The organism is Alteromonas sp. 38 (assembly GCF_902506055.1).
In the GTDB taxonomy this organism is placed as follows: Bacteria; Pseudomonadota; Gammaproteobacteria; order Enterobacterales; family Alteromonadaceae; genus Alteromonas; species Alteromonas lipotrueae.
On sequence record NZ_LR733300.1, the window covers coordinates 2,458,124 to 2,483,806 of the forward strand.

A 25,683-nucleotide genomic window follows, 5' to 3' on the forward strand; every position below is an offset into this window, starting at 1 on the left:
TTGTGATAATTTTGTTAAAATAACAAAAAACCGGATGAAAACGTATGCATTCACCCAGCCTTTAACACTACATTAACAATAAAAAGCTTGGGAAGGTTGTTTTTTGACCTTATTTGATAATTTTACCTACTAAGGCTTCCGCTTCTTGAATTAATTCTTGTAAGTGAGTTTCACCTTTAAAGCTTTCTGCATAAATTTTGTAGATTTGTTCAGTCCCTGATGGACGTGCTGCAAACCAACCATTTTCTGTAGAAACCTTTACACCACCAATAGCGGCATTGTTACCTGGGGCGTGGGTTTGCACGGCAGTAATGGGCTCACCAGCTAGGGTATCGCTGGTTACTACCGAAGCATCCATAGCAGATAACTTCTGCTTTTGCTCTAAGGTAGCGGCCACATCTACACGGTTATAAACCGGCGATGAAAATTGCTCAGTTAATGCCTGATAGTGTTCACCTGGATCTTTCTTAGTCACCGCAAGAATTTCAGCAGCTAACAAACACAGGATAAAACCGTCTTTATCGGTAGCCCAAGTTTCACCATTACGTTGTAAGAAGATACCTCCGGCACTTTCTTCACCTGCAAAACCAATTTCACTGTTAGATAAACCATCTACAAACCATTTGAAGCCTACTGGCATTTCAGCAAGGGGTTTGTCTAAGCTATTCGCTACGCGATCAATCATGCTGCTTGAAACCAGTGTTTTGCCAATTTTTAGCGAAGCTGGCCATTGTGCTCTGTGGGTATACAAATACTTAATAGCCACCGCAAGATAATGATTGGGGTTCATTAAGCCAGCACTTTTGCATACGATACCGTGGCGATCGAAATCTGGGTCGTTGCCCCATGCAAGGTCAAAATCATCTTTTAATTCGATTAAGCCCGCCATGGCGAAAGCACTTGAACAGTCCATGCGTAACTTGCCGTCTTTATCGCGGCGCATGAATCCAAACTGAGGGTCGACAGCAGGGTTTACAACCGTGATGTCTAATCCATATTTATCCGCAATACGAGACCAATAACCTATACCTGCACCGCCAAGGGGGTCAGTACCGAGTTTCAAGCCCGCTTTTGCGATAGCCTGCATATCAATAACCTGAGCTAGGTCATCAATATAAGGTTCCATAAAATCTTCTTCGCGCACTAACTTCTGGGCTCTTACGGAACGGATATCGATGCGTTTAACGTCTTTATTGCCTTCGGCAATAAGCGCGTTCGCACGATTTTGAATTTTGGTCGTAACGTCGCTATCAGCTGGGCCGCCATGAGGAGGGTTATATTTGAACCCACCATCTTCGGGTGGGTTGTGTGAGGGGGTTATGACTACCCCGTCAGACTTCGCCGCGTTTTCCCGGTTATAACGAATGATAGTACGGGAAATTACCGGCGTCGGGGTATAACCTAAGCTTTCGTTGTCGCTTCGTTGAATTACCACATCAACACCGTTGGCACTGAGTACTTCGATGGCGGTGATCATGGCAGGTTCAGACAATGCATGGGTGTCTTTACCTATAAATAGCGGCCCGGTAATACCTTCTGCTTCACGATATTCAACCAGTGCTTGGCAGATTGCACTAATATGGGTATCGGTAAAAGTATAGTTCGACGCCGATCCTCTGTGCCCTGAAGTACCAAAACTTACTGCTTCAGTTGGGGCAGCGGCGTCTGGTTTGTAGCTGTAATACTGGCTAACAAGTTGTGCCACATTAATCAGTTGTTCAGGTGCAGCTGGCTTACCAGCCTGCGGATGTAAAGCCATGAAAAGTCCTTATTTTAAGTTAAGCGTTTATTTGCCCTCTGGGGCGAATCGACTTACTACCGTTTCGACGACATCGGGCTGATACCCTAATGTACGCAAAACTTGTTCCAGCATGTTTACTTTCTTCGCGGTATTGTTGTTTGTGACCACCCAGAATGGGCTATTGGGAATGGCTTTCGGATTAGTACTACTGCCATTTTCTAACAACGCCTCTTTGCTTGTAGCAAAATAGGTACGATTTTTACCAATAATCGATTTAACATTTTCAAAGGTATCGCTATTTAACTTGTGCGCAGCACTTAGAATAAATAAGAACTGGTCGACACGTTTGGTAAAGGTCGATAACGCATCTTGAGATACCATACTCACAATATCATCTTTATTGTGATTTTCTATTTCAGTCACCACTGGCGCCACTACGTCTTTTTTAACAGGCGCTTTGGCTGCAGTTGTTGACTTTGCAGCGGGTGATTTCGTCACTGGCGCTTTGGCAACGGTTGCTTTAGGCGCCGCTTTGGCCACCGGTTTAGTGACTGGTTTCGCTTCTGCCTTTTGCGCCGAGGCGTTAGCTGTAGTGGTAGCAGCAACCGGTACTTTCGTCGATTGTACTGACTCATCAGGTAGAGAGGCGTTGCTTGCACCCTTTATTTCACCATCTTCAGGCAATAAAAGCCTACGTAAAATTTCTGATGCGCTCTCGCCTATATGTTTTGTTTGGCTGGCGATAAAGGCATACAAATCATCATCTATTTCAATGCTTTTCATAACTACTTCCTTAACAAGATGCCCCATTATAGACAACCGATACGCACAGCGCAGCACTATTTCTAACCTAACCCTAAATTCGTTACAACCAGCAATAAAATGCTGCTTTCAATGTGTTAAATAACCATGCTCATACCTTTGTATGGCTGCCAACTGCTATTTCAGCACTTTAGTTGCTACTATCAATATAGAAGGGGATTAAAAGGTCACGTTTTATCATGCGAAAAGAGATTCAATTAGTGCATGACGCGCTAAGTCAGAAGATTATTGGCAAATCGGAACAGTTAAAACTTGCGATGACGTGTTTGCTAGCCCATGGTCATCTCCTTATTGAAGATTTACCTGGTATGGGTAAAACCACGCTTTCCCACGCACTTTCCCACGTATTCGGTCTTCAATATTCGCGTATTCAATTTACGTCAGATTTACTCCCATCAGACATGCTAGGTGTTAATGTTTATCAAAGTCACAATGGTGAATTTCAATTTAGGCATGGCCCCATTTTTAGCCAAGTTGTTCTAGCCGACGAGCTAAACCGAGCAAGCCCTAAAACGCAAAGTGCCTTGTTAGAGGCGATGGAAGAGCGACAAGTGAGTATTGATGGCACCACCCATGCTTTACCTTCTCCCTTTTTTGTTATCGGCACCCAAAATCCTGGTTATCAATCTGGCACCTATCCGCTACCTGAGTCACAACTAGACCGCTTTTTTATGCGTATATCATTGGGCTTTCCCAATTGGGAAGCTGAAAAAGCCATGCTGAAGCAATCAACCGACGTTCAGCAGCAGATAGCCTCGTGTTTATCGCAGATCGACTTAATTACTATGCAAGACGCGGTTCCCCATGTGCACGCTAGTGATGATGTGATTAATTATATATTGCGACTAGTTACAGAGAGCCGCGCAGAAGGGCGCTACCCTACCCCATTATCACCTCGCGCTAGCAGAGCTTTGTTGCAGGCCGCTAAAGCTTGGGCTTTTATGCACGATAGAACGTTTGTTACTCCAGATGACGTGCAAGCTATATTCGTTGCCGTTACTGAGCATAGGCTTAGTGCAAGTACCCCTGAACATACAGGCACCTCGCTAAGTCAGCATTTACTGGATAGTATCGATCCGCTGGCGGCGTAATCCATGTTTAAAAAAGTACTACACAAGTCTTTGCTTGCTTGGCTAGACAAACGTATTCCGCCACATCCTTCACATGCTTTGAATATGCGCTCGGTGTTTATTTTACCGAGCCGTTTTGGCTGGGGATTTATCGTGATGTGTATGTGCTTGTTTCTATTAGGCACAAACTATCAAAACAACCTTATGTTGTTATTAAGCTATTTGTTACTTAGCGTAATGTTACTTACCTTGTTTTACAGCTATCAAAATTTTGCGGCTATTGCCCTTAGCGTATCACCTCCAAAAACCATCTTTGCTAACACGTCAGCACACCTCACCCTCAATCGGGTCAAACACTCCGACTATAAAACTACACCGGAAGGCTTGTTACAGGTGCAGTGGCTTCAGCTGCCGAGGCTTAAAGATACGAGCACTATCACCTTTGATATTGGCAATCGAGAACAACGACTGACTATTCCTGTCTTACTTCACGCTAGAGGCGAACACAAACTTCCCCGAATTACCTTAAAAAGCGCCTACCCCTTCGGTTTGTATCATTGTTGGACTCACCTAGATTTCGACGTGCAGGTCATGGTGTACCCAGAGCCTAAAGTTGGGAAACTTGGTGAAATGGCTCACAGCACTCAAGACACCACCGGAGGTATAGAGGATGAGCGACAAGGTAATGAGGACTTCTTTGCGCTTACCGACTTTATTGAAGGCGAGCCGTTAAACCGGGTAGCGTGGAAGCAGGTCGCTAAAACAGGAAATTGGGTGGTAAAGCAATTTAGCGAACAAAAAGGTGAAGACGTATATTTAAGCTTACCGACTAACACTCCGCTAGAAGAAGGGTTAAGTGCATTAACCCAAAAAATAGTGTCAATGCAATCGCAAGGCATACATTATGGTTTAAAATTAGGTAGTACGACCTTTACGCCCAATAATTCTATTACGCACATGCACCAATGTCTGAGGGCACTGGCGACTTACCCCAATACACCTTTTACTGTCACTTCGGCCAAATTTTCCGGTAAAGCCTCATCTTCAGGGGCGAATATCAGCGCGGCGCAAGGTCTGATTCAATGAACAATAAAGCCAATATGCTGCTAGCCACCTGCTTTATCGTATTAACGTTCAGTTTGCTTACCCCACTGCTAACGTGGGTGGTATTACTCGCCATATGCGCGGTTATTATGCAAACCGCGTTGTATTTTGGGTGGCAAGAATATAACCCAAGCAGTCGCACCGTCAATTTGTTGGCCGTACTGGCCTTAATAGCCCTAGGGTGGTTCGGCCTTTCTATTGGTTTGCTCAACAGCATGATTAATCTATTAGTAATCGCCTGCTCGCTCAAGCTTATGCTGCTCTCAAGAACAAGAGATTTCTTGCAGCTTTTCTGCTCCTGCATATTTCTTGTAGGGTGCGGTTTTATATTTGCGTTAGGTATAGAAGCGTGGTTAGGCTACGTCGCCATTATTGTTCTTTTGTTTACTGCCTTATCATTGGTATATGCCCCCGCTAGAAGCTTTAGAGTGTCTATGCGTAAATCGACGATAATACTACTACAAGCATTTCCCTTGGCAGCGCTGTTATTTGTAGTAATCCCGCAGTTTCCGCCTCTGTGGCAAATGCCAACATCAAAGTCGAATGAGACGGGTTTATCAGAGTCGGTCACGCCAGGGGACATTGCCTCGTTGGCGAGATCGTCCGATTTAGCGTTCACCGCCACCTTTGAGCAAAGCCCACCATTGGCCGAACAGCGATATTGGCGCGCGATGACAATGGAAGCCTTTGACGGAAAAACGTGGACAATTAGCCCAAGACGAAAGCAAGCTGAAGCACAACTTAAAGCCATGGGACGAAATGTTGCGGCTCCCTCACCGGCTTCCTCTCCCTCACAACCACTGATATCTTCTGAAAACTATCAATTGATTGTAGAACCCAGTAACCAACGCTGGTTGTATACTCTTGATGTGTCGGCTGAAAACACAGCTTTAGACAATCCAGAGATGCGCCGTCAGTTTAATTATGCATTACGGGCAGCACGTCCAATTGTTGGCAAACGTGCATTCTATTTAACTTACTTCCCTGATACCCCACTTATTAGTGAGATATATGACTTTGATTATCAGCTTAATATTCACTACCCAGAAAACAGTAACGTACGTACTCAAGCGTGGGCAAAGCAGCTAAAAGCAAATGCCCAAAGTGAGCGAAGTATTGCCGATGATATTCTTCGTCACTTTAGAACCAGCGGATTTAGTTACACCTTACAACCTAACGCTATGCCGAACTCGCCCATCGACACCTTTATGTTTGAAGCAAAGACGGGGTTTTGTGCTCACTATGCCAGCGCCATGGTTTTTGCACTTCGGGTTGCGGGCATTCCTGCTCGAATGGTGACAGGCTATCAAGGTGGCGAATTATTAAGTGATAACGTAGTACAAGTTCGCCAATACGATGCCCATGCTTGGGTAGAAGCGTTAATAGACGGCGTTTGGGTGTCGTACGATCCTACCAGTGTGGTGGCACCATCACGTATTACCTTTGGGTTAGAACAAGCGTTAGCCGATTTTAACGAAACTCGTAGCGAGGGAATATTTAACGATTTAAGTTCTGCTGAGTTGTTTTTATCCATTCGCGGCTGGTTTCGCCAACTTGATTATCAGTGGAGCCGCATTGTGTTAGGTTTTGATAATCAAACGCAAACTGATTTATTAAAAAAGCTCCTTGGCGATTTGACCTCTCAAAAAATGACGTTCTTTTTTCTGAGTGTACTGGCGATAGTGAGTATTTTTCTGCTGGTATTATTCTTCCCTCTTAGAAAAAAATCGACAATGCCTAAATATCAACAAATCTATCTAAAAGCCGCCGAATTAATTGCTATTTTCACCAAGATACACAGACAGACCATGGCTAGTTCGGCATACTTTAATCTTGTTAAACCCCATATGTCGGCACAAGCCGTGAGCCAGTTTAATACTATTACTCAAGAATTCGAACGTGCACGCTATCAGCCTGACGAAAACGACAATAGCGACAGCCGACAGCAACGGGAGCGTATAATGAAAAGCGCCCTTTCTGAGCTGCAGAAATCCTTAACGCTACCAAACAACACGCGTGCGCCTTAGTTCTTGCTGGGCTTACTTCTTGCTGGGGTAGAAGCGCTGTAAACTCTTGTGAATGTAAGGCAGATGTTATCTACAAGAAGTTATCTAGACACCCACCAAATCGGTGCATAACAGCGTGTGATTTGCACCATAGTGGATTAAATCTTATAACCTTCCCCTACAACAACACAATCCAGATACCTAATAACAAACTGATTTACATGGTTTTTTATAAAACAAAACGTTATTGGCATTAATCTCGCAAAGATTCTGTTAGTAAGAGTCAGGTAATAAACTGGCTATCACAATCTATCGAATTGGATAAAGACGTCCACAACCTTCTTTGGAAACAGGGAATGGTGTGGACGTTTTTTTTTATTTATTTGTTAGATAAAGCGGTTTAAAAGCACGTTATTTCAATAATAGTTTATATATCAGGGTGATTAATTATGGCTTATTTACTTCCCGCCGAGTTTGCCACGAAAATGGTAGATGCAGGTGAATCTAAAATTTACATGTCTACACGAGATACGCTGATACGCGCATTTATGGCTGGCGCAATATTAGCGTTAGCGGCTGTATTTGCTATTACGATTGCGGTACAAACCGGCATATTCTTACTGGGAGCCGTTTTGTTCCCTGTTGGTTTTTGTATGCTGTATTTAATGGGTTTCGATCTGCTAACAGGTGTATTTGTATTAACCCCGCTTGCGTGGCTTGCCAAGCGACCGGGTGTTACCCCTAAACAAATTTTACGTAACTGGGGTCTAGTATTTTTAGGTAACTTTGGTGGCGCACTTACTGTTGCCTTTATGATGTCTTTCATTTTCACCATGGGTTACAACGTAGATGGTGGCGCTATTGCTGCTAAAGTAGCTAGCATTGGTGAGGCAAGAACATTAGGTTACGCAGAACATGGTACTGCAGGTTGGTTTACTATTTTTATTCGCGGCATGCTGTGTAATTGGATGGTATCACTGGGTGTGGTTGGCGCGATGATTTCAACCCACGTGAGCGGTAAAGTATTGGCCATGTGGATGCCTATCATGCTGTTCTTTTTCATGGGTTTCGAGCACTCTGTTGTAAACATGTTCTTATTCCCGTTTGGTCTTATCATGGGTGGTGAGTTCTCTATCATGGATTATTTCGTGTGGAATGAAATTCCAACAGCCCTAGGTAACCTTGTTGGTGGTTTAGCGTTTACTGGTTTAACGATTTACAGCACACACGTTAAAACTGCACCCAAGCGTAAAATTGCTGTTGCTGAAAATGCACCAGCTAAAGCCGCTACAGTATAATTTAGCAAGCCCGATACGTTTCCTCTGTATCGGGCTTTTTCAATATGCAGATTCAATCTTTATCACTTCACTATAGCGAGTTTAGCAGCGCCGGCGTTAAGCCTATAAATCAAGACGCTTGCGATGCCTTTATTCCAGCTAGTAACAGCCCAGCTTTAACATTAAAAGGCGCCGCCTTTGCAATTGCCGATGGTATAAGCAGTAGTACTGTTAGCCAAATAGCCAGTGATTTGGCGATTAAAGACTTCATAAAACAATACTTTTGTACCCCCGAAACCTGGAGTGTTGAAACAAGCGCTAAAACCGTTATACAAAGTATTAATGCCTCTTTATATACCAAAACCCAGCAAAGCCCTTTTTGCTATACCCCTGATAAGGGCTACGTATGCACTTTTTCTGCGGTTATCGTTAAAGGCGATACGGCACATATATTCCATGTGGGTGATGCTAGAGTCTGTTTGTATTCTGATGATAGGGTACAAGTCCTTACCCAGTCTCATCGAGTCAACCACTCACAGCATGAATCTTATCTCGCTAACGCACTGGGCGTGCATGCTAATGTCGACATCGATTACCTCGCGGTACCGCTAAAAGCAGGCGATATTATTATTCTAATGACAGATGGTGTTTATGAATACGTTTCTTCCCCTACGCTTGCTTCACTTATATCGACGGTTAACGTCTCTGAAAGTGACGTTGGTATACATAACACCTCTATTGATAATAAAAATGCTACGCCTCTTGCGCAACGCCTTGTAGACATAGCGCGTGAAAACGACAGCGATGATAATGTCTCTTGCCAGTTAATAACGGTAGAGTGCGTAGGCGATGGTAAGTTTTTAACACCGGAATATGCTGTTGATGAAACGTCAGTTCCCATTATCAAGCAGTTGAATGTGGGGGAGACAATAGATGGCTACCGCATTGAACGACAGCTATATCAATCGGCTAGAAGTCATGTTTTCCTAGCGTGGGATGAAAATACCAAAACACATATCGTTATTAAAATACCGTCTACTGAACTGGCACAAGACAGCCACTACCTTGAGCACTTTGCATTAGAAGAATGGCTGGCAAGACGAATTAAATCTAACCACGTAATAAACGTACCTACTCGTATTCAGCCACCTTCATGTATGTATACCATTAGCGAATATATTGAAGGGCAGAATTTAACCCAGTGGCTCACCGATAACCCTAAGCCAGATGTTGAAAAAGTACGAAGTATTATTGAGCAGGTAGCGCAAGGCTTAATGGCCATGCACCGAGAAGGGCTTCTCCATCAAGACATTCGCCCTGAAAATATTATGATTGAAGCTTCAGGCAACTGCAAAATAATAGATTTAGGTTCGGCCCGTGTTGCTGGCATTAGTGACGCATTGTTTGAACACGAGAGTGATATTATGGGCACCGCAGCTTATGTTGCTCCAGAATACTTCTTAGGCGATAGCGGCTGTGATCAATCCGACCTCTATTCTCTTGCCGTACTCACCTATTACTTACTCAGCGACCGCTTTCCTTATGGCACACAAGTAGCCAAAACCCGCACCGTTGCGGCGCAGCACAAACTCAAATACCAATCGGTGCTTGATGATAGACGGCCTATTCCAGCATGGATAGATGCCACGCTGAAACGAGCATTACAGCCTAATCCTGAAAAGCGTTTTGCTAGCTTATCTGAGTTTATCTATCACCTTCGACACCCTAGCCCCGCTTTTCTTAACCGCGTGACCGCGCCATTAATACAACGTCACCCACTTAAATTCTGGCAGGGACTGTCCCTGCTGTTAGTTATTAGTAATGTAATTACATTCATACTGCTTTATGGCAACAACTAACTTTTATCAATAACCCGTATCACTCAAAAAAGGAAATGCAATGATTACCAATCGAACTCAAGTCACCGACATGATCCAGTCTTCAAAAATTTCTAAAGGCATTAAATGGAGTGAGATTGCCCAAGCGGTAGGACAATCAAAAGAATGGAGTACCGCCGCGTGTTTAGGGCAAATGGCGATGACAAAGGAACAAGCGACGGCCGTTGGCGAAATGCTAGAACTGAGTGATGAAGCCATTGCTTGGTTACAAATTGCGCCTTATAAAGGTTCGTTGCCGACCGAAGTGCCTACCGATCCGCTTATCTATCGCTGGTACGAATTAGTCAGTGTTTACGGTACAACCCTAAAAGAACTTATTCATGAAGAATTTGGTGACGGCATAATGAGCGCTATCGATTTCTCGATGGATTTGCAGCGCGAGAACGACCCTAAAGGTGACCGCGTCAGTGTGGTGATGTCTGGAAAGTTCTTACCCTACAAAATGTATTAATTAGCATTTAGCAACAAAAAAGCCCGTCTGGTATACCAGACGGGCTTTTATATGCTTAACACTAAGGTAAGCATGAATGCTTACCTAGTTAGTAGCTAATTACTTAGCTGCTTTACGTGCTTTAGCTTCTTCCATTACTTTGTCAGCTACGTTTTGTGGACAAGCTGCGTAGTGTGAGAACTCCATAGAGAACTGACCACGACCAGATGTCATTGTACGTAGTGAACCGATGTAACCGAACATTTCTGATAACGGAACGTCTGCTTTAATGCGAACGCCAGTTAAACCAGCTTCTTGGTCGCTTAGCATACCACGACGACGGTTAAGGTCACCGATTACGTCACCAACGTGATCTTCTGGCGTAAATACGTCAACTTTCATGATTGGCTCAAGAAGTTGTGCACCCGCTTTAGGAATAGATTGGCGGAAAGCGCCTTTAGCAGCGATTTCGAACGCGATTGCTGATGAATCCACTGCGTGGAAGCCACCGTCAAAAAGTTCTACTTCAACGTCTAGTACTGGGAAGCCAGCTAGAACACCTTCGCCCATCATTGACTTAAAGCCTTTCTCAACTGCAGGCCAGAATTCTTTCGGTACGTTACCACCAACAACAGATGATGTGAACGTAAAGCCAGAACCCGCTTCGCCAGGCTTGATGCGGTAGTCGATTTTACCGAACTGACCAGAACCACCAGATTGCTTCTTATGCGTGTAGCTATCTTCAATTTCTTGAGTGATAGTTTCACGGTAAGCAACTTGAGGTTGACCAACAATAAGGTCTACACCGTAAGTACGCTTAAGAATATCTACTTTGATGTCTAAGTGAAGCTCACCCATACCTTTAAGGATGGTTTCGCCTGAATCTTCATCAGTTTCAACTTGGAACGAAGGATCTTCTGCAATCATTTTACCGATAGCGATACCCATTTTCTCGTTTCCGCCTTTATCTTTAGGCTGAACAGCAATCGAGATTACTGGCGTTGGGAAAACCATTGGCTCTAGTGTTACTGGATCTTTCGGATCACAAAGTGTGTGACCAGTTTGTACGTTCTTCATGCCTACGATAGCAATGATGTCACCCGCTTGTGCGCTAGATAACTCAATACGTTCGTCAGCTTGCATCTCAACCATACGGCCAACACGCTCAGTTTTACCCGTAAATGCGTTAAGGATGGTGTCACCCTTGTTCAATTTACCAGAGTAAATACGTACGAATGTTAGTGCACCGAAACGGTCATCCATGATCTTAAATGCTAACGCTTTAAACGTTTCATCAGCAGATACGATTGCATGTTCGCCATTTTCGTTACCTTCTTCATCCATAAGAGGCTGAGGATCAACTTCTGTAGGAGAGGGTAAGTAGTCAACAACGGCGTCAAGTACTAATTGAACACCTTTGTTTTTGAATGCAGAACCACAGAACGTAGGGAAGAAAGCAAGGTCACGTGTACCTTTACGGATACAACGCTTGATGTCTTCAACCGAAGGAGTTTCACCTTCCATGTACGCTTCCATTAGGTCATCGTCTTGCTCTACAGCAGTTTCGATAAGCATTTCATGGTATTCATCAACTTTGTCTACCATGTCTGCAGGAACGTCTTTAATTTCGTAGTTTTCAGGAAGACCAGTGTCATCCCAAACGTATGCTTGTTTAGTCAATACGTCTACTACACCTACGAAGTCATCTTCGATACCAATTGGTAACGTCATAACTAGTGGTACAGCACCAAGTACTTTACGTACTTGCTCAGTTACACGGTAAAAATCAGCACCCATACGGTCTAATTTATTTACGAATATAATACGTGCAACTTCTGATTCGTTAGCATAACGCCAGTTAGTTTCTGATTGCGGTTCAACACCACCAGAACCACAGAATACACCGATACCGCCGTCTAATACTTTTAGTGAACGGTAAACTTCAACTGTGAAGTCAACGTGTCCTGGAGTATCGATAACGTTGAAGCGGTGATCTTTCCAGAAACAGCTTACTGCTGCCGACTGGATAGTAATACCACGCTCAGCTTCCTGTTCCATGAAGTCAGTAGTTGACTCACCGTCGTGTACTTCACCGGTTTTATGGATTTTACCAGTAAGCTTCAAAATACGTTCTGTAGTGGTAGTTTTACCCGCGTCTACGTGGGCGAAAATACCAATGTTTCTGTAAAGGGATAAGTCTGACATTAGTTCACTTTCATTGATTCAGAGTAAAAAAACGGCCGGATTATAAAGGATTTCTGTACAAGAGATACACCTTTATTTAGCACAAACTCTGAAAACGTTTGTGAAAAACCGAGCCACCATAAATTTTTTATTTAAATATCAATAATATAAGCATTTAAGATATTTTTTTTAAAAGTAACAAAAACACACCTCGTTTCACGAAGTGCGTACAATCGTTACTGTAACTTCATCTCTGTCATGATAGAGATGTCTAACCTTGACAGTGAATGCATCGTCTAACGCATTCAATCTGGTCATTAACGTCGACATGGCCTCTATTACGGTTTCATATCGTCGTTTCATGGGTAGCTTTAAATTAAACACCGCATGAGTGGCCCAATGTTTTACCAACCAGTCACCCATCAGCTTTGCTACCCGATCGGGTTGCTCTATCATATCACACACTAGTAAATCTACACGACCAAATTGTGGTCTGTAAGTAAACCCGTCTGCAGCATGGTGTTCAACAAGCCCTGTGCTCATTAAGCTGTCAGCAATTGCTCCATTATCAATCGCTTCAACGTACATTTCACGTTTAACTAGTTGATAAGTCCATCCACCAGGGCATGCACCCAAGTCTACTGCTCTACCGCCAGCGCGAAGTACTTCACGTTGCTCGTTAGCACTTAACATGTTCACCAAGGCATCTTCCAACTTGAGGGTTGAGCGACTTGGTGAATCGGACGGAAATTTTAATCGGCAAATGCCTAAATGGTCATTAGAGCGATATCCAGCAAGACTATAGCCTATATAGCAAGTTTCAAAAGACTCGAAGAAAACATGCAATTTAGGTTTAACCTCGTTTTCCTTTGGTGATAGCCAGCCCTTCTTTCTTAATGCCTGACGAAGAGGAACGGTAAACTTCCTACAAAATTTCGCTAGGGTTTTGCCGTCTTCCGTATCTGGGTATTCAACATCGATGGCACCGAATACACCATGAGCACCGGTAAATGCTTCTAAGGACACATCTTCTAGCGCATCGAGTACTTGCCCTACTCTATCGTCTTTTTCAATATCATTAAGCGTAGCGAACACACCTATTAATTGGCGGGGAAATATAGACTCGCTTACCGCGAACAATGCCAATGCATTACCTAGGCTCGTATTATCGTACAAGTTATAATGCACAAAGCCCGTGTTCGACTTTGATACCGGGTAGCCAAAGAGTTCTTTTTCACCGTAACGGGTAGCCAGTTCATTGGCCGTGTCGTTTTCATAGCCAGGGCGACAATAAGCTAAAATACTAGTCATTAGATTTTCCCTTACTGGTCTTTCCCTTAACGACTGCGATAGCCAATGCCATCCACCCGATAATTAAACATAGGCCGCCCAAAGGCGTAATAGGGCCAAATAACCCGTTACCGGTTACTGCTAATAAGTATAAACTGCCACTGAACAACGCACAGCCAATCACAAAAAGTGCCGCTACCGCGTTAAGCCATTTAGGTGGAATGTATGCCGACAAAGCGGGAAGCGCCACAATGGCTAAACCATGATACATCTGGTAGCGAACCCCAATTTCAAATGTAGTCAGTGCCGATGGTGCTAATATCGCCTTTAAGCCATGTGCACCGAAAGCGCCTAGCATTACTGCGGTAGCCGCCAAAAGAATGCCAGCACACAGCCAGAGTTTGTTTAGGCCTTGCTTATTACTTAGGCTCTGATCAACAGACCCTGTGTTATTTATTGCCTTATTCAAAGCACCTGCCCATGACATTGAGTGTGAGTTAAACCGAAGATTAATTAGTGGTTCATTATTTATTTACGCGTGCTTTTATAAAATCAGCTGTCGATTTAGCCGCGCATTCTATATGGGTCTCTAACGTAAAGCCACTTTGCTTTCTGGGTTTAAAACTATGATCGCCGTCAGCTAAGTAAGAAACCGCAATACCACGCGATAACGCATAGGCACTCACCTCATCTTTTGTGCCAAAGGTATCACGCTCGCCTTGTAGTATAAGCAGTGGTTTTTTGAGCGTTTCTAAATGGACGGTTCTGAGTTTTTCTGGCTTACCCGGAGGGTGAAATGGATAACCGAATGCTATCGCGCCTATTATTGACTCAGCATCATCAAGCACCATAGTCGCCATGCGTCCTCCCATGGATTTACCGCCAATAAACGTAGGTACGCTAATTTGGGTTTTGCTCACCTCATCGATAAGCGCTGTGAAGTGTGTGAGTAACTTTTCGGCTTTATCTGGCGGCCTACGCTTTCCCGTTTCCATCATGGTTTGCATGTAAGGAAAGTTAAATAATATCACTTCAATATTATGGCCAGTTAACTGCGAAGCCATCGCTTGCATAAATTCATGGTGCTTACCGGCACCCGCGCCGTGCGCAAGAATAAGGCGTGCTATAGGTGCATTAGCCTTTCCATCCGTATTTACCGAATGAATTTCAATATCAAACATCGACTGACTCATTATCTGTATTATTTCTAAATGTAAAATTCATCATTCTTGCTCTTCTTCAACCAAGCCTAAGATCCACTCTCTGAAAGCGGCAATCTTGCCTAACTCAGCTTGAGACTCTTCGCACACCAAATAAAAGGCATCACGACTTTCTACTTTCTCTTCAAAAGGCATAATCAATCGGCCTGCATCTAACTCTGGCCGAGCAAGTACCGTGTTACCTAACGCAATCCCCTGCCCCAACGCCGCCGCTTGAAGTACCAACATAGAGTGACTAAAAACCGGACCTTGGTTTACATTCACGCCCGACACGCCAACATGCTTAAGCCAGTTCTTCCACGCCGCGCGGCTTAAGTCGTGAAGCAGCACATGATGACGTAAATCTGCCAAGCTCGTTAATGGCTTAGGGCCATTGAAAAGCATAGGGGAACATAATGGTGTTAGGAATTCACGGTGAAGCTTGTCTGCTTGCAACCCACTCCAGCGGCCTTTGCCATAGTAAATAGCAACATCTACATCATCGTCTAAAAAGCCTTCATCGAAGTCTACCGCTTTTATTCTTACGTCTATGTCCGGTTGCGCCACACTAAATTGACTAATTCGTGGCACTAACCACTGGCTGGCAAAGCTCGGCGGCATGGCAACGGTTATGGCTCCCTTACTGCCTCGCGCTAACAGTCTTTCCGTCGCTTCTTGCAGGTTTTTAAAGATATCTTTCAATTCAAGGAAGTAAGCCTGACCTTCCTCGGTTAATAACAAGGTTCTGTTACGACGAATGAATAACTTCATCGATAAGAATTCTTCAAGCGCTTTAATTTGATGACTGACCGCGGCTTGCGTAACAAAAAGCTCATCTGCGGCTTTAGTGAAACTCAAATGCCGGGCAGCCGCTTCAAAGGCTTTTAAGGCGTTTAGAGGGGGAAGACGTCGATGCATGTTAAGAAATAAATCCTGTGTGACCTACTCATTCTATAGTAGCAGTGATCGCATTAGTTTTACTAATGATAACCCATACTTTTACTCGTTTTATTTTTGCACGAGTTTTGGTTATTATTTGCGCGAACTTTGGAAAGAGCCTCGAATATCAACTCTTTACAAAGCCTATTTGTTAAGCAATTTAACAAGTGGAAACATATTTTTAAATTATTTTTATTAGGTGTGAAAATGAAAAAACTACTACTAGCTAGTGTATCTGTAATGGCTTTTGCAAGCGCTGCTGCGAATGCTAACGTACAACCAGAAAAGATCAATCTTCAATCGTTAATCGCTACGGCGATGACCAGCGTAAACATGGCAGACGTATTGCCTGAAAACGACGCTCACATTGTTGTTAAAAAGCAGTCAGCTGCATTGCTGGCAGAAGAAACGCAAATTGCGTTACATAAAAACTTACTTGCCATGGCAAAAGAAAATAATAAACAATCTACTGTATTAGTTGCTGAAAGCGAATAATACACGCCCACACCTGATACGCATGCCGGTGCGACGCACCGGCATTCGCCATCAGACTTGCCTAGGTATTACTGGTATCTAACGGCTCAAATCCTTTCACCAATTCATCTAACGCTTTCATTTGCGCTAAATACGGCTCAAGTTTTGCCAATGGCAACGCACATGGACCATCACATTTTGCTTCATCCGGATTCGGGTGTGCTTCAATAAACAACCCAGCAAGGCCTAACGCCATTCCGCTTCGCGCTAATTGTGCCGCTTGAGCACGACGACCATCGGCTGATGTTGCTCTGCCTCCTGGCATTTGCAGCGCGTGGGTAGCATCAAATATTACCGGTGCGTAGGATTTCATTGCATCCATACCCAGCATATCAACCACAAGGTTGTTATAGCCAAAGCTACTGCCACGTTCACATAAAATGACTTTATCGTTACCCGCTTCACCCAATTTAGTCATGATATGACGCATTTCATGGGGCGCTAGAAATTGCGGCTTCTTCACATTAATCACGCTACCGGTTTTAGCCATGGCAACCACCAAATCAGTTTGACGGGCTAAAAACGCGGGAAGTTGAATAACATCTACCACTTCAGCCACAGGTGCGGCTTGGTGAGGCTCATGAACATCGGTAATTAATGGCACATTGAAAGTAGATTTAATTTCTTCGAATATGCGCAAGCCCTCTTCCATACCAGGGCCACGGTAAGACGCTACCGATGAGCGGTTTGCTTTATCAAATGAAGCTTTAAAAACATAAGGAATACCCAATTTTTGGGTAACTTCAACATAATGCTCAGCAATGCGCATGGCAAGATCGCGAGACTCTAATACATTCATTCCGCCAAAAAGCACGAAAGGTAAGTGATTAGCAACTTCTACATCGCCAACACGAATGATCTGTTGAGATTCAGACATAATTAATTCGTTATCCGTTGATTTCTAGAATAAGGGTTGTTTAGTGACTGCCACCATCGCAGTGGTCATCAGTACCACGAGCGCGGCAATGAAAAAGGCCCAACGTCCTAAGGTCGTTTTTGCTTTTTTAAGGGCAAATAAACCAAGTACGATATAAGCAATAACGCCAGCTAACTTGAATGTGAGCCATGCATTTACAATGGGATATTGAGACAAGATCACACATAGCCAAACAGCACTGGCTAATAAAATAGTATCAATAATATGAGGCACAATTTTAACCCACTTTTTCGCTAAAATTCTGGCGTCAAATTGTGACCATACAAAGCGAAAAATAAACAGTAAAATACTTAATCCTACTGCCGTTAAGTGCAGATGTTTTGCCATCATATACATACAATAATTCCTATCGTTCTTGAGTTTTGATTATGTAATTATTCGTTATTGTACGTTATTTACTGACATTCGACTAAGTTAAACATACTCAGGAATATCAGGGTACTGATGTTGAATAGCCATGAATTTTTCAATATGGTTCAACAGGTAGTCGACTAATAGCGGGTCGAAATGTCGCCCTTTTTCCGCCTTAATAACCTTTTCCACCTTTTCTAATGGCCAAGCAGTTTTGTAAGGGCGAGTATTGATTAGTGCATCAAACACATCTAACAGGGTTGCAATACGGCTTTGTAACCTTATGTCACTGCCTTTCAACCCTTCTGGGTACCCATTACCATCCCACCGCTCGTGGTGTTGCCGTGCCAATGTTGCGGCCAACTGAATGGTGGGTCGTGTTGAATCTTTTAAAATCTGATAGCCAAATTCGGCATGCTGACGAATAGCAAAAACTTCATCTTCCGTTAATGGCTCAGTTTTACGCAAAATGGTAACAGGTACCCGTGAATTACCTACATCATGAAGTGGTATAGCATGCTTTAGTACCCGCACGTCATTTTCATTCATGCCAATGCCACAGCCTATAATCTCTGCCATCGCACTCATTCGCGTGATGTGATTACTTCCATGATCGTCATGCTCCATCGCTTTGCCTAAGCGCTCAATAATTTCTCTTTGAGTACTTTCTATTTCAATGGTTTTAAGCACATTATCAAAGGCGAGTTGGACGCTGTTCGAAAAGCGTCTAACCAAGTGTTTGTCATTTTCGCCTATACGGCGAGGTAACCCCGATAAATATAACAAAGCACCGTTTTGCGTTTTGCTATTACAATACGCCACCACATGATCTTCTGCGTACACAATTTCACGGTCGCGCATAGCGCGTTTGCAGAGTTCATATTGCTCAGCGGAGACGGCATCTTTTAACAACACGCCTTCTTTGTCTGAATACTCGCCGTTACCTGCAAAAACATACAGCTCATTTAGTTTCAGTTCGCTACCGTGGTTAGATGATGCATCGGGAGTGGCTGCAACTGCAGTGGTAATATAAGCAGCATCTTTCGAACAGCCTAAGATAGATGCTAGCTGTTGAATAATGCCTTGCATGAATTTTTCGAGCGAATTGGATGAAAACAAATCAACAGAGGCATCAATAATTTTTTCTAAGCCGGCACGGCTCTCTTCGATTACAATAATATCGCGATAAGAACGCAGCGCCGCAATAATAACCGTAAACAGCTTTTGTGCGGTTAGTTCTGTTTTCGATTTATAGTCATTAATGTCGTAATTAATAATGACATCTTTTTCAGGGGCTTGCCCTGGCTGACCCGTTCGAAGAATAATGCGGGTAAAGTGATTGTCGAGTTCGTTGCGAACATACTCTGCCACTAGCAACCCCGCATCGTCACTTTCCATTACGACATCAAGTAAAACCACCGCTATGTCATCATGTTCTTCGAAACAACGCTTTGCTTCGTCGCCGTTATAAGCACTAATGAATTCAAGGGTTTTGCCATTCAAGAAAAAGTCGTTGAGTGCCAATTTTGTGATGGCATGAACTTCTGGTTCATCGTCAACAATTAGAATTTTCCATCTGCCTAATTCTTCTACTACATCATCTTCATCGTCTTCGATGAACAGTAAGTCATCACTCATCTATCACTTCCTACTCCCCAAATGCTCCTAAAATACTAATGCAATGCGTATTTTTAGCAAGTCCCTATATAATGGCAGCACGTTTTTATGACGTTGTGGATAGATAACCGTACGTGACTCGCTCATTCCCACCATAGTCGTTTTCGGTACGAATACTCACAAAACCATGGGCTTTTAACAGGCCGCCAACCGCTTTTGATTGGTCGAAACCATGTTCAAAAGCCAGTAAGCCGCCTTCAAATAAATGGGGAGCTGCAAGTGCAATAATGTGCTTAATATCGTCGAGCCCATCAGCGCCTGATGTAAGTGCTGATGCAGGTTCAAAGCGCACATCGCCTTGCTGAAGAAATGGACTGGATGTTTCTATATAAGGTGGATTGGAAACGATAACGTGAAATTTTTCATTCGCTAAATTATCGAACCAACTACTTTGTTTAAAGTGTACATTTGAGATGTTATTAAGCGTAGCATTGCGGGTAGCGAGTTGAACGGCTTCATGTAGTAAATCTACACCTGTGACCTTTGCGCTAGGTAATTCTGAGGCTAGCGCCAAGGCAATTGCCCCTGTGCCTGTACCTAAATCACAAATCGCTAACCCATTATTTTCTAGATCTGGGAAAAACGGTTCCGACGCGATACATGCAAGAGTTTGCTCTACTAACACTTCCGTATCGGGGCGAGGAATTAAAGTATGGGGTGTTGTAGCTAAACGCAGTGTCCAAAAATCCCGGCTGCCCGTTAGGTAAGCCACTGGCATGCCTTCAACACGTTTACTGACTAGCGTTTTATATTGAGATAACTCATTCTCGTTTACTGTTTTGTCAGGCCATGTAAATAGATAAACCTGAGGTTTATCTAACACATGGCTTAACAGTACTTTAGCATCAACTGCTGGCGACTCGCCTTCGTGCAACTCGGCTATCGCCCACGCTAATGCGGCGTCTATACGCATGGTATTAGTCGTCTGACAACGAGGCGAGTAAGTCAGCTTGGTGCTCTTGCATGATAGGGTCAAGAAGCTGTTTCAAATCACCTTCTATCACTTCATCTAACCGGTAAATCGTTAAGTTAATGCGGTGATCGGTGACACGCCCTTGCGGGAAATTATAAGTACGGATTCGCTCTGAACGATCACCACTTCCTACCAGACTCTTACGAGTAGAGGCTTCTTCTGCCGCACGCTTTTCTTCTTCAATATTATTCAAACGCGCTTGCAATACCGACATGGCTTTGGCGCGGTTTTTATGTTGCGAACGCTCGTCCTGGCATTCAACCACTAACCCAGACGGTATGTGAGTAATACGAATAGCCGAGTCGGTTTTGTTAACGTGCTGACCACCTGCGCCAGATGCTCTAAAGGTATCAATGCGAAGATCCGCTGGATTAATATCAATCGCTTCTGATTCAGGGATTTCAGGTAATACTGCAACAGTACAGGCAGACGTATGAATACGACCTTGAGATTCAGTGTCAGGTACGCGCTGAACACGGTGGCCGCCTGATTCAAATTTCAAGATACCGTAAACGCCATCGCCACTAATATTTGCAACTACTTCTTTATAACCACCATGCTCACCTTCGTTAGCGTTAACTAGCTCTACGCGCCAACCTTTGGTTTCTGCATAACGGCTGTACATACGGAACAAATCACCGGCGAAAATAGCCGCTTCATCACCACCGGCACCGGCTCGGACTTCTAAGAAACAGTTGCTATCATCGTTAGGATCTTTAGGTAACAATAAAACTTGTAACTCAGTTTCTAGGCGTTCAATATCCGCTTTCGCAATTTTAAGTTCTTCTTGCGCCATTTCACGCATTTCTGCATCATCTTCTTTCAACATTTCATTCGCTGAATCAAGATTCTCTTGCGCTTGTTGATAGGCATTAAATCCACCCACTACGCTTTCAAGCTGGCTGAACTCTTTTGACAAATTACGAAACTTTTCTTGATTGCCGATTACTTGCGGATCGCCCAATAAGGCCTGCACTTCTTCGAAGCGTTCCACCAAGTTTTCGAGTTTTCTGACAACCGAGTCTTTCATATTTTTATGTTTACCTTATTTTTTGATATCTGACGTAGTGTCAGATAACGATAATGCCTGCCCCAACCACCGACTCAGCGCCGGGTCATCATGCATGGCAGCTTCTCTAAGTGCCAGGGTTGTGGGGTGCAGCAATGTATTGGTTAGCTTATAGGCCATTTCACTTAAAACCGTTTCGGCGTCTTTGCCTTCGGTTAACTGCGCCAATGCTTTTTCTACTACATCGTCGCGCTGTTCCATGCCTTTTTGACGATACTGCCTAACTAAATCAATAGATTGTTGAGACTGCTTCCAGCTCATGTAATCGCCAGCTTGCTTCTCAATCAACTTTTCAGCTTCCAGCGCCGCTTGCTCACGATTTTGTAAATTCTTTTGAACGATGTGCTGTAAATCATCTACGGTATATAAATAGGCATCACCCAATTCGTTCACTTGCGCTTCAATGTCACGAGGTACCGCTAAATCAACTAAAAACATGGGCATATTTCTGCGTTGTTTCAACGCCTTCTCTACCATGCCCTTCCCTATTAAGGGTAGTTGACTGGCAGTAGAGCTGATCACTATATCAAAATCTTTTAGGTGTTCCGGTACCTGTGAAAGGGTATACACACTGGCATCCAATTTTTCAGCCAAGGCTTCTGCACGAGAAATAGTTCGGTTCGCTACCGCTAGACAAGTAACACCTTGCTCTTTTAAGTGCTGTGCCACTAACTCAATGGTTTCACCCGCACCCACCAGTAGCACCGAGCGCTTGGGTAGCTCAGCAAATATATGCTTTGCTAATTGAACTGCCGCATAAGCTACGCTGACGGCATTCGCGCCAATTTCAGTTTCGCTGCGTACCCGCTTAGCTACAGAAAAGGTATGCTGAAATAGTTTATCAAACTCGGTATTAATCATACCTGAGTGTTTGGCATCACCAAAGGCTTGCTTTACTTGCCCTAATATCTGCGGTTCACCAAGAATGAGCGAATCTAACCCACTTGCCACCCGCATAATATGTTTAACCGCATCATCTGCGGCAAGCACATAACTGTTATTGGCAATTTCATCAACTTCAACATGGTGGAAGTTTGATAACCACGCTAATAATGCAGTCGCAGTTTCATGCTGGGTGTTCACGTAAAGCTCTGTGCGGTTGCACGTAGAGACAATTACCGACTCATCAACCCCGTCCACCTTTCTTAATGACGCAAGCGCTTCCACCAGAGAGTCTGGTGTAAAAGCCACTTTTTCACGCAATGCGACAGGGGCGGTTTTGTGGTTAATACCAAGGGCGAGTAGAGTCATTCAAATCTGTGCTGGCAACGTCGGACGCGCATTGTACGAAAAACCCAAAATGATTGAAAGTGTTGGTAGAACTGTGTTCACATAAAGTATGCACTTTACCTAAGACGACACCCAATGATTCGCTTTGCTTTTTTACTTGTAGTGGTTAGCCTATTTATCAGCGCCTGTATCACCTTACCTGATGGTCCTGAAGACGCCGTCAACCTTAGCGCCCAGCTTAAAAAGGTGGCTCAAGTTGATGCCTGGCAATTGCGCGGAAAAATAGCCTTCAGAAAGGAAAAAGAAGGGGCTAGCGCGAACCTATTGTGGAAAACCGATGACGCCAATTTTCATTTCCGATTAACCAATTTACTCGGTGTAACCATGGTTGATTTGAATGTAAATGGTGATAAAGCCATTTTAGAAGCCGGTAATGAAGTATATGAAGACGCCGATCCTGAACCTTTAATCTATTATACCACTGGCATGGATATTCCCGTCGCCCCCTTACTTTCGTGGATCAAAGGGCTTCCTCTTGCCGATGATAAATTTACCCTTACCGACAAGGGTTTGCTTAATACCCTTGAAAGCAATTGTCGTGCATGTAAAGGCTGGCAAGTGAGTTATGCTAACTATGGCAATGTGACTACCCCCGAAGGCAATAATGTGTGGCTGCCCCACGCTATTAATTTGGTTCAACCCAACCCGCCATCAACGCAATTAAAAATAAAAATATATGAATGGACGCTGCTTTAGTTTCAAGCCTAAACCTAGCAGCGTCAAACCTAGCACTAAAAAAAGCTAGAAGTAACAAACTAAGTCGTGACAAACTCAGTTGTGACAGGCTCGGAAGTAAAGAAATAAACATGACTAATTCAGAAGTAACGAATCCACAAGAGATAAGCCCAGATTGGTGGCCATCTCCCGCCAAACTTAATCTTTTTCTACATATTAATGGTCGTTACCCGAACGGCTATCACCAATTGCAAAGCTTATTTCAGATGCTTAATTACGGCGACAAGCTTGCTTTTGACATTAATGATTCGGGTAAAATTTCTATGGCTACCCCGCTCGAAGGGGTAAAAGATGAAGATAATCTTATTGTGCGTGCCGCTAAGCTATTAGCTGAACATGCTCATATTGATAAAGGTGTTAGCATTAGTGTAGAAAAATGCTTACCCATGGGCGGCGGAATTGGCGGCGGATCTTCAAATGCCGCCACAACGCTAGTCGCTTTGAATCATTTGTGGGGGACGGGGCTAAAAGAAGATGAACTTGCTGAACTTGGGTTAAAGTTAGGCGCCGATGTACCTATTTTTGTTCGCGGGCTTACCGCTTTTGCATCAGGAGTAGGTGAAGAGATCACCCCTGCCCCGCAACAAGAAAAATGGTATTTGGTGGCGAACCCCAATGTGCATATTAGTACCGCCGAGGTATTTACCGCTGAACAATTGCCTAGAAATACACCAATTATGCAGTGGGAAGACTACCAATTTGAAAAAACTCGCAATGATTGTCAGCAATTAGTCGTTAATCGCTATCCCGAAGTTGCAAATTTATTACAGTGGTTGGTACACTACGCACCGTCGCGAATGACGGGCACAGGTGCCTGCGTATTTGCCACCTTTTCTGACGAAGTTTCCGCTAAACAAGTTCAGGCTAAACTGCCTGCTGCTTGGCAAAGTTTTGTTGCAAAAGGTGTGAATCGCTCACCGCTATTACAAAAATTAAAAAAATCAGAGCACGTGTACGCCACATCGGACAAGAAATAAAAAATTGGGGTATAGCCAAGTTGGTAAGGCAGCGGGTTTTGATCCCGCCATTCGTAGGTTCGAGTCCTGCTACCCCAGCCAAACCTCTTTTATCAACGCACTGAGGAACCCACTTGTGCCAGATATGAAGCTCTTTGCAGGTAATGCCGTACCAGAACTTGCCCAGAAAGTCGCCGATCGCCTTTATACCAAACTCGGAAACGCCAAAGTAGGCCGTTTCAGTGATGGTGAAATTAGCGTAGAAATTCATGAAAACGTCCGTGGTTCGGACGTTTTTATTATCCAATCAACCTGTGCACCCACTAATGACAACCTAATGGAATTGATCGTGATGATCGACGCTTTGCGCCGCGCATCAGCAGGTCGTATTACTGCGGTAATTCCATACTTTGGTTATGCGCGTCAAGACCGTCGCGTTCGTTCAGCCCGGGTGCCAATTACTGCAAAGGTTGTCGCAGACTTTCTTTCTAACGTTGGTGTAGATAGAGTACTTACTATCGACTTGCACGCCGAGCAGATTCAAGGTTTCTTCGATGTACCTGTAGATAATGCATTCGGAACGCCTATCCTGTTGGCCGACATGGTTCAACGTGATTTTGCCGATCCGGTTGTAGTATCGCCAGATATTGGCGGTGTTGTTCGAGCACGTGCTACCGCTAAGCTACTTAACGATGCTGATCTTGCCATTATCGACAAACGCCGTCCTAAGGCGAACGTTGCTCAGGTAATGAACATAATTGGTGACGTTAATGACCGTGACTGTATTATTGTGGATGACATGATTGATACTGGCGGCACGTTAGCGAAAGCAGCTGAAGCATTGAAAAGCCATGGTGCACGTAATGTTTATGCTTACGCCACCCATGCAATTTTCTCTGGTAACGCAGCACAGAACCTAAAAGAATCTGTCATCGATGAAATTATCATTACCGATTCTATTCCGCTTAGTGCAGATATGCAGAAGATTGGAAAAGTGAAACAACTAACATTATCTGAAATGCTTGCTGAAACGATTCGTCGTATCAGCAACGAAGAGTCTATTTCAGCGATGTTTGAGTACTAGTTTCTAGTAACCGTCACAAGTACTCATCTCGAATTCTCGCCGCGAATAAGTTAAGCGATGACAGTTCGACGATTTATATATAAAAGGGCCTACGGGCCCTTTTTTTGTGCCTACTAT

The 25,683-nt window shown here is 43.8% G+C and carries 23 protein-coding genes and 1 tRNA gene; 11 read left to right on the top strand and 13 right to left on the bottom strand.

From position 1 onward, the window contains the following. Positions 1–109: 109 nt before the first annotated feature. Positions 110–1,759, bottom strand: coding sequence for a phosphoglucomutase (alpha-D-glucose-1,6-bisphosphate-dependent) (gene pgm, locus FLAVO9R_RS10625; protein WP_159531133.1), 1,650 nt, complete (start codon positions 1,757–1,759; stop codon positions 110–112). Positions 1,760–1,786: 27 nt separating this feature from the next. Beyond that, positions 1,787–2,524, bottom strand: coding sequence for a replication initiation negative regulator SeqA (gene seqA, locus FLAVO9R_RS10630; protein ID WP_159531135.1), 738 nt, complete (start codon positions 2,522–2,524; stop codon positions 1,787–1,789). A gap of 218 nt (positions 2,525–2,742) precedes the next feature. On the opposite strand from seqA, the gene FLAVO9R_RS10635 reads away from it, so the two are divergent. From FLAVO9R_RS10635 to cynS, 6 genes are all read left to right on the top strand, one after another. After that, complete coding sequence (locus FLAVO9R_RS10635; protein WP_159531137.1) at positions 2,743–3,654, top strand: AAA family ATPase; 912 nt, start codon at positions 2,743–2,745, stop codon at positions 3,652–3,654. A gap of 3 nt (positions 3,655–3,657) precedes the next feature. Beyond that, on the top strand, positions 3,658–4,719 hold the full coding sequence (locus tag FLAVO9R_RS10640) for a DUF58 domain-containing protein (protein ID WP_159531139.1): 1,062 nt from the start codon (positions 3,658–3,660) through the stop codon (positions 4,717–4,719). After that, the gene (locus tag FLAVO9R_RS10645) at positions 4,716–6,764 is read left to right on the top strand and encodes a transglutaminase family protein (protein ID WP_159531141.1); all 2,049 of its coding nucleotides are present in this window, start codon (positions 4,716–4,718) and stop codon (positions 6,762–6,764) included. Before FLAVO9R_RS10640 ends, FLAVO9R_RS10645 begins: the two co-directional genes overlap by 4 nt. Positions 6,765–7,192: 428 nt before the next feature. Beyond that, entirely contained in the window at positions 7,193–8,041 is an 849-nt protein-coding gene (locus tag FLAVO9R_RS10650) for a formate/nitrite transporter family protein (RefSeq protein ID WP_159531143.1), read from the top strand. Positions 8,042–8,085: 44 nt separating this feature from the next. After that, the gene (locus FLAVO9R_RS10655; RefSeq protein ID WP_159531145.1) at positions 8,086–9,879 is read left to right on the top strand and encodes a bifunctional protein-serine/threonine kinase/phosphatase; all 1,794 of its coding nucleotides are present in this window, start codon (positions 8,086–8,088) and stop codon (positions 9,877–9,879) included. 40 nt (positions 9,880–9,919) lie between these two features. Next, complete coding sequence (gene cynS / locus FLAVO9R_RS10660; RefSeq protein WP_013784675.1) at positions 9,920–10,369, top strand: cyanase; 450 nt, start codon at positions 9,920–9,922, stop codon at positions 10,367–10,369. 99 nt (positions 10,370–10,468) lie between these two features. On the opposite strand, the gene fusA is transcribed toward cynS, so the two are convergent. The 5 genes from fusA to FLAVO9R_RS10685 all read right to left on the bottom strand — a co-directional run bounded on the left by fusA (position 10,469) and on the right by FLAVO9R_RS10685 (position 15,939). Then, entirely contained in the window at positions 10,469–12,553 is a 2,085-nt protein-coding gene (gene fusA / locus FLAVO9R_RS10665; RefSeq protein ID WP_126873886.1) for an elongation factor G, read from the bottom strand. Positions 12,554–12,748: 195 nt separating this feature from the next. Further along, entirely contained in the window at positions 12,749–13,843 is a 1,095-nt protein-coding gene (gene rlmM / locus FLAVO9R_RS10670) for a 23S rRNA (cytidine(2498)-2'-O)-methyltransferase RlmM (protein WP_159531147.1), read from the bottom strand. Beyond that, positions 13,836–14,291: a DUF423 domain-containing protein gene (locus FLAVO9R_RS10675; RefSeq protein ID WP_309475333.1), complete on the bottom strand. Its 456-nt coding sequence runs from the start codon at positions 14,289–14,291 to the stop codon at positions 13,836–13,838. Before FLAVO9R_RS10675 ends, rlmM begins: the two co-directional genes overlap by 8 nt. Positions 14,292–14,346: 55 nt before the next feature. Continuing rightward, positions 14,347–15,015, bottom strand: coding sequence for an alpha/beta family hydrolase (locus FLAVO9R_RS10680; protein WP_420838755.1), 669 nt, complete (start codon positions 15,013–15,015; stop codon positions 14,347–14,349). 30 nt (positions 15,016–15,045) lie between these two features. After that, entirely contained in the window at positions 15,046–15,939 is an 894-nt protein-coding gene (locus FLAVO9R_RS10685) for a transcriptional regulator GcvA (protein WP_159531153.1), read from the bottom strand. 228 nt (positions 15,940–16,167) lie between these two features. Here FLAVO9R_RS10685 and FLAVO9R_RS10690 point away from each other — a divergent pair, with 228 nt between their 5' ends. Next, a complete protein-coding gene (locus tag FLAVO9R_RS10690) occupies positions 16,168–16,455 on the top strand; it encodes a hypothetical protein (protein WP_159531155.1) in 288 nt (95 codons plus the stop codon). A gap of 61 nt (positions 16,456–16,516) precedes the next feature. On the opposite strand, the gene kdsA is transcribed toward FLAVO9R_RS10690, so the two are convergent. From kdsA to hemA, 6 genes are all read right to left on the bottom strand, one after another. Then, complete coding sequence (kdsA, locus tag FLAVO9R_RS10695) at positions 16,517–17,371, bottom strand: 3-deoxy-8-phosphooctulonate synthase (protein ID WP_159531157.1); 855 nt, start codon at positions 17,369–17,371, stop codon at positions 16,517–16,519. Between the two features lie 24 nt (positions 17,372–17,395). Next, on the bottom strand, positions 17,396–17,767 hold the full coding sequence (locus FLAVO9R_RS10700; RefSeq protein WP_159531159.1) for a SirB2 family protein: 372 nt from the start codon (positions 17,765–17,767) through the stop codon (positions 17,396–17,398). Positions 17,768–17,845: 78 nt separating this feature from the next. Then, positions 17,846–19,420: a DUF3369 domain-containing protein gene (locus FLAVO9R_RS10705; RefSeq protein ID WP_159531161.1), complete on the bottom strand. Its 1,575-nt coding sequence runs from the start codon at positions 19,418–19,420 to the stop codon at positions 17,846–17,848. 85 nt (positions 19,421–19,505) lie between these two features. Next, positions 19,506–20,372, bottom strand: coding sequence for a peptide chain release factor N(5)-glutamine methyltransferase (gene prmC, locus FLAVO9R_RS10710; protein WP_159531163.1), 867 nt, complete (start codon positions 20,370–20,372; stop codon positions 19,506–19,508). A gap of 4 nt (positions 20,373–20,376) precedes the next feature. Continuing rightward, positions 20,377–21,462 (bottom strand): peptide chain release factor 1, encoded by a 1,086-nt coding sequence (prfA, locus tag FLAVO9R_RS10715; RefSeq protein WP_159531165.1) that lies wholly within the window; start codon positions 21,460–21,462, stop codon positions 20,377–20,379. Between the two features lie 15 nt (positions 21,463–21,477). Next, positions 21,478–22,752 carry a glutamyl-tRNA reductase gene (gene hemA / locus FLAVO9R_RS10720; protein ID WP_159531167.1) on the bottom strand — a complete coding sequence of 425 codons (1,275 nt, stop codon included), beginning with the start codon at positions 22,750–22,752 and terminating at the stop codon, positions 21,478–21,480. 114 nt (positions 22,753–22,866) lie between these two features. Here hemA and lolB point away from each other — a divergent pair, with 114 nt between their 5' ends. From lolB to FLAVO9R_RS10740, 4 genes are all read left to right on the top strand, one after another. Next, on the top strand, positions 22,867–23,487 hold the full coding sequence (lolB, locus tag FLAVO9R_RS10725) for a lipoprotein insertase outer membrane protein LolB (protein ID WP_159531169.1): 621 nt from the start codon (positions 22,867–22,869) through the stop codon (positions 23,485–23,487). Between the two features lie 110 nt (positions 23,488–23,597). Continuing rightward, positions 23,598–24,503, top strand: a complete 906-nt coding sequence (gene ispE, locus FLAVO9R_RS10730; RefSeq protein WP_159531171.1) for a 4-(cytidine 5'-diphospho)-2-C-methyl-D-erythritol kinase — start codon at positions 23,598–23,600, stop codon at positions 24,501–24,503. Between the two features lie 5 nt (positions 24,504–24,508). Beyond that, positions 24,509–24,584: transfer RNA gene (locus FLAVO9R_RS10735), tRNA-Gln, on the top strand. A 43-nt stretch (positions 24,585–24,627) separates the two neighbouring features. Beyond that, positions 24,628–25,566 (top strand): ribose-phosphate pyrophosphokinase, encoded by a 939-nt coding sequence (locus FLAVO9R_RS10740; protein WP_208806010.1) that lies wholly within the window; start codon positions 24,628–24,630, stop codon positions 25,564–25,566. The last annotated feature ends 117 nt before the right edge of the window (positions 25,567–25,683 follow it).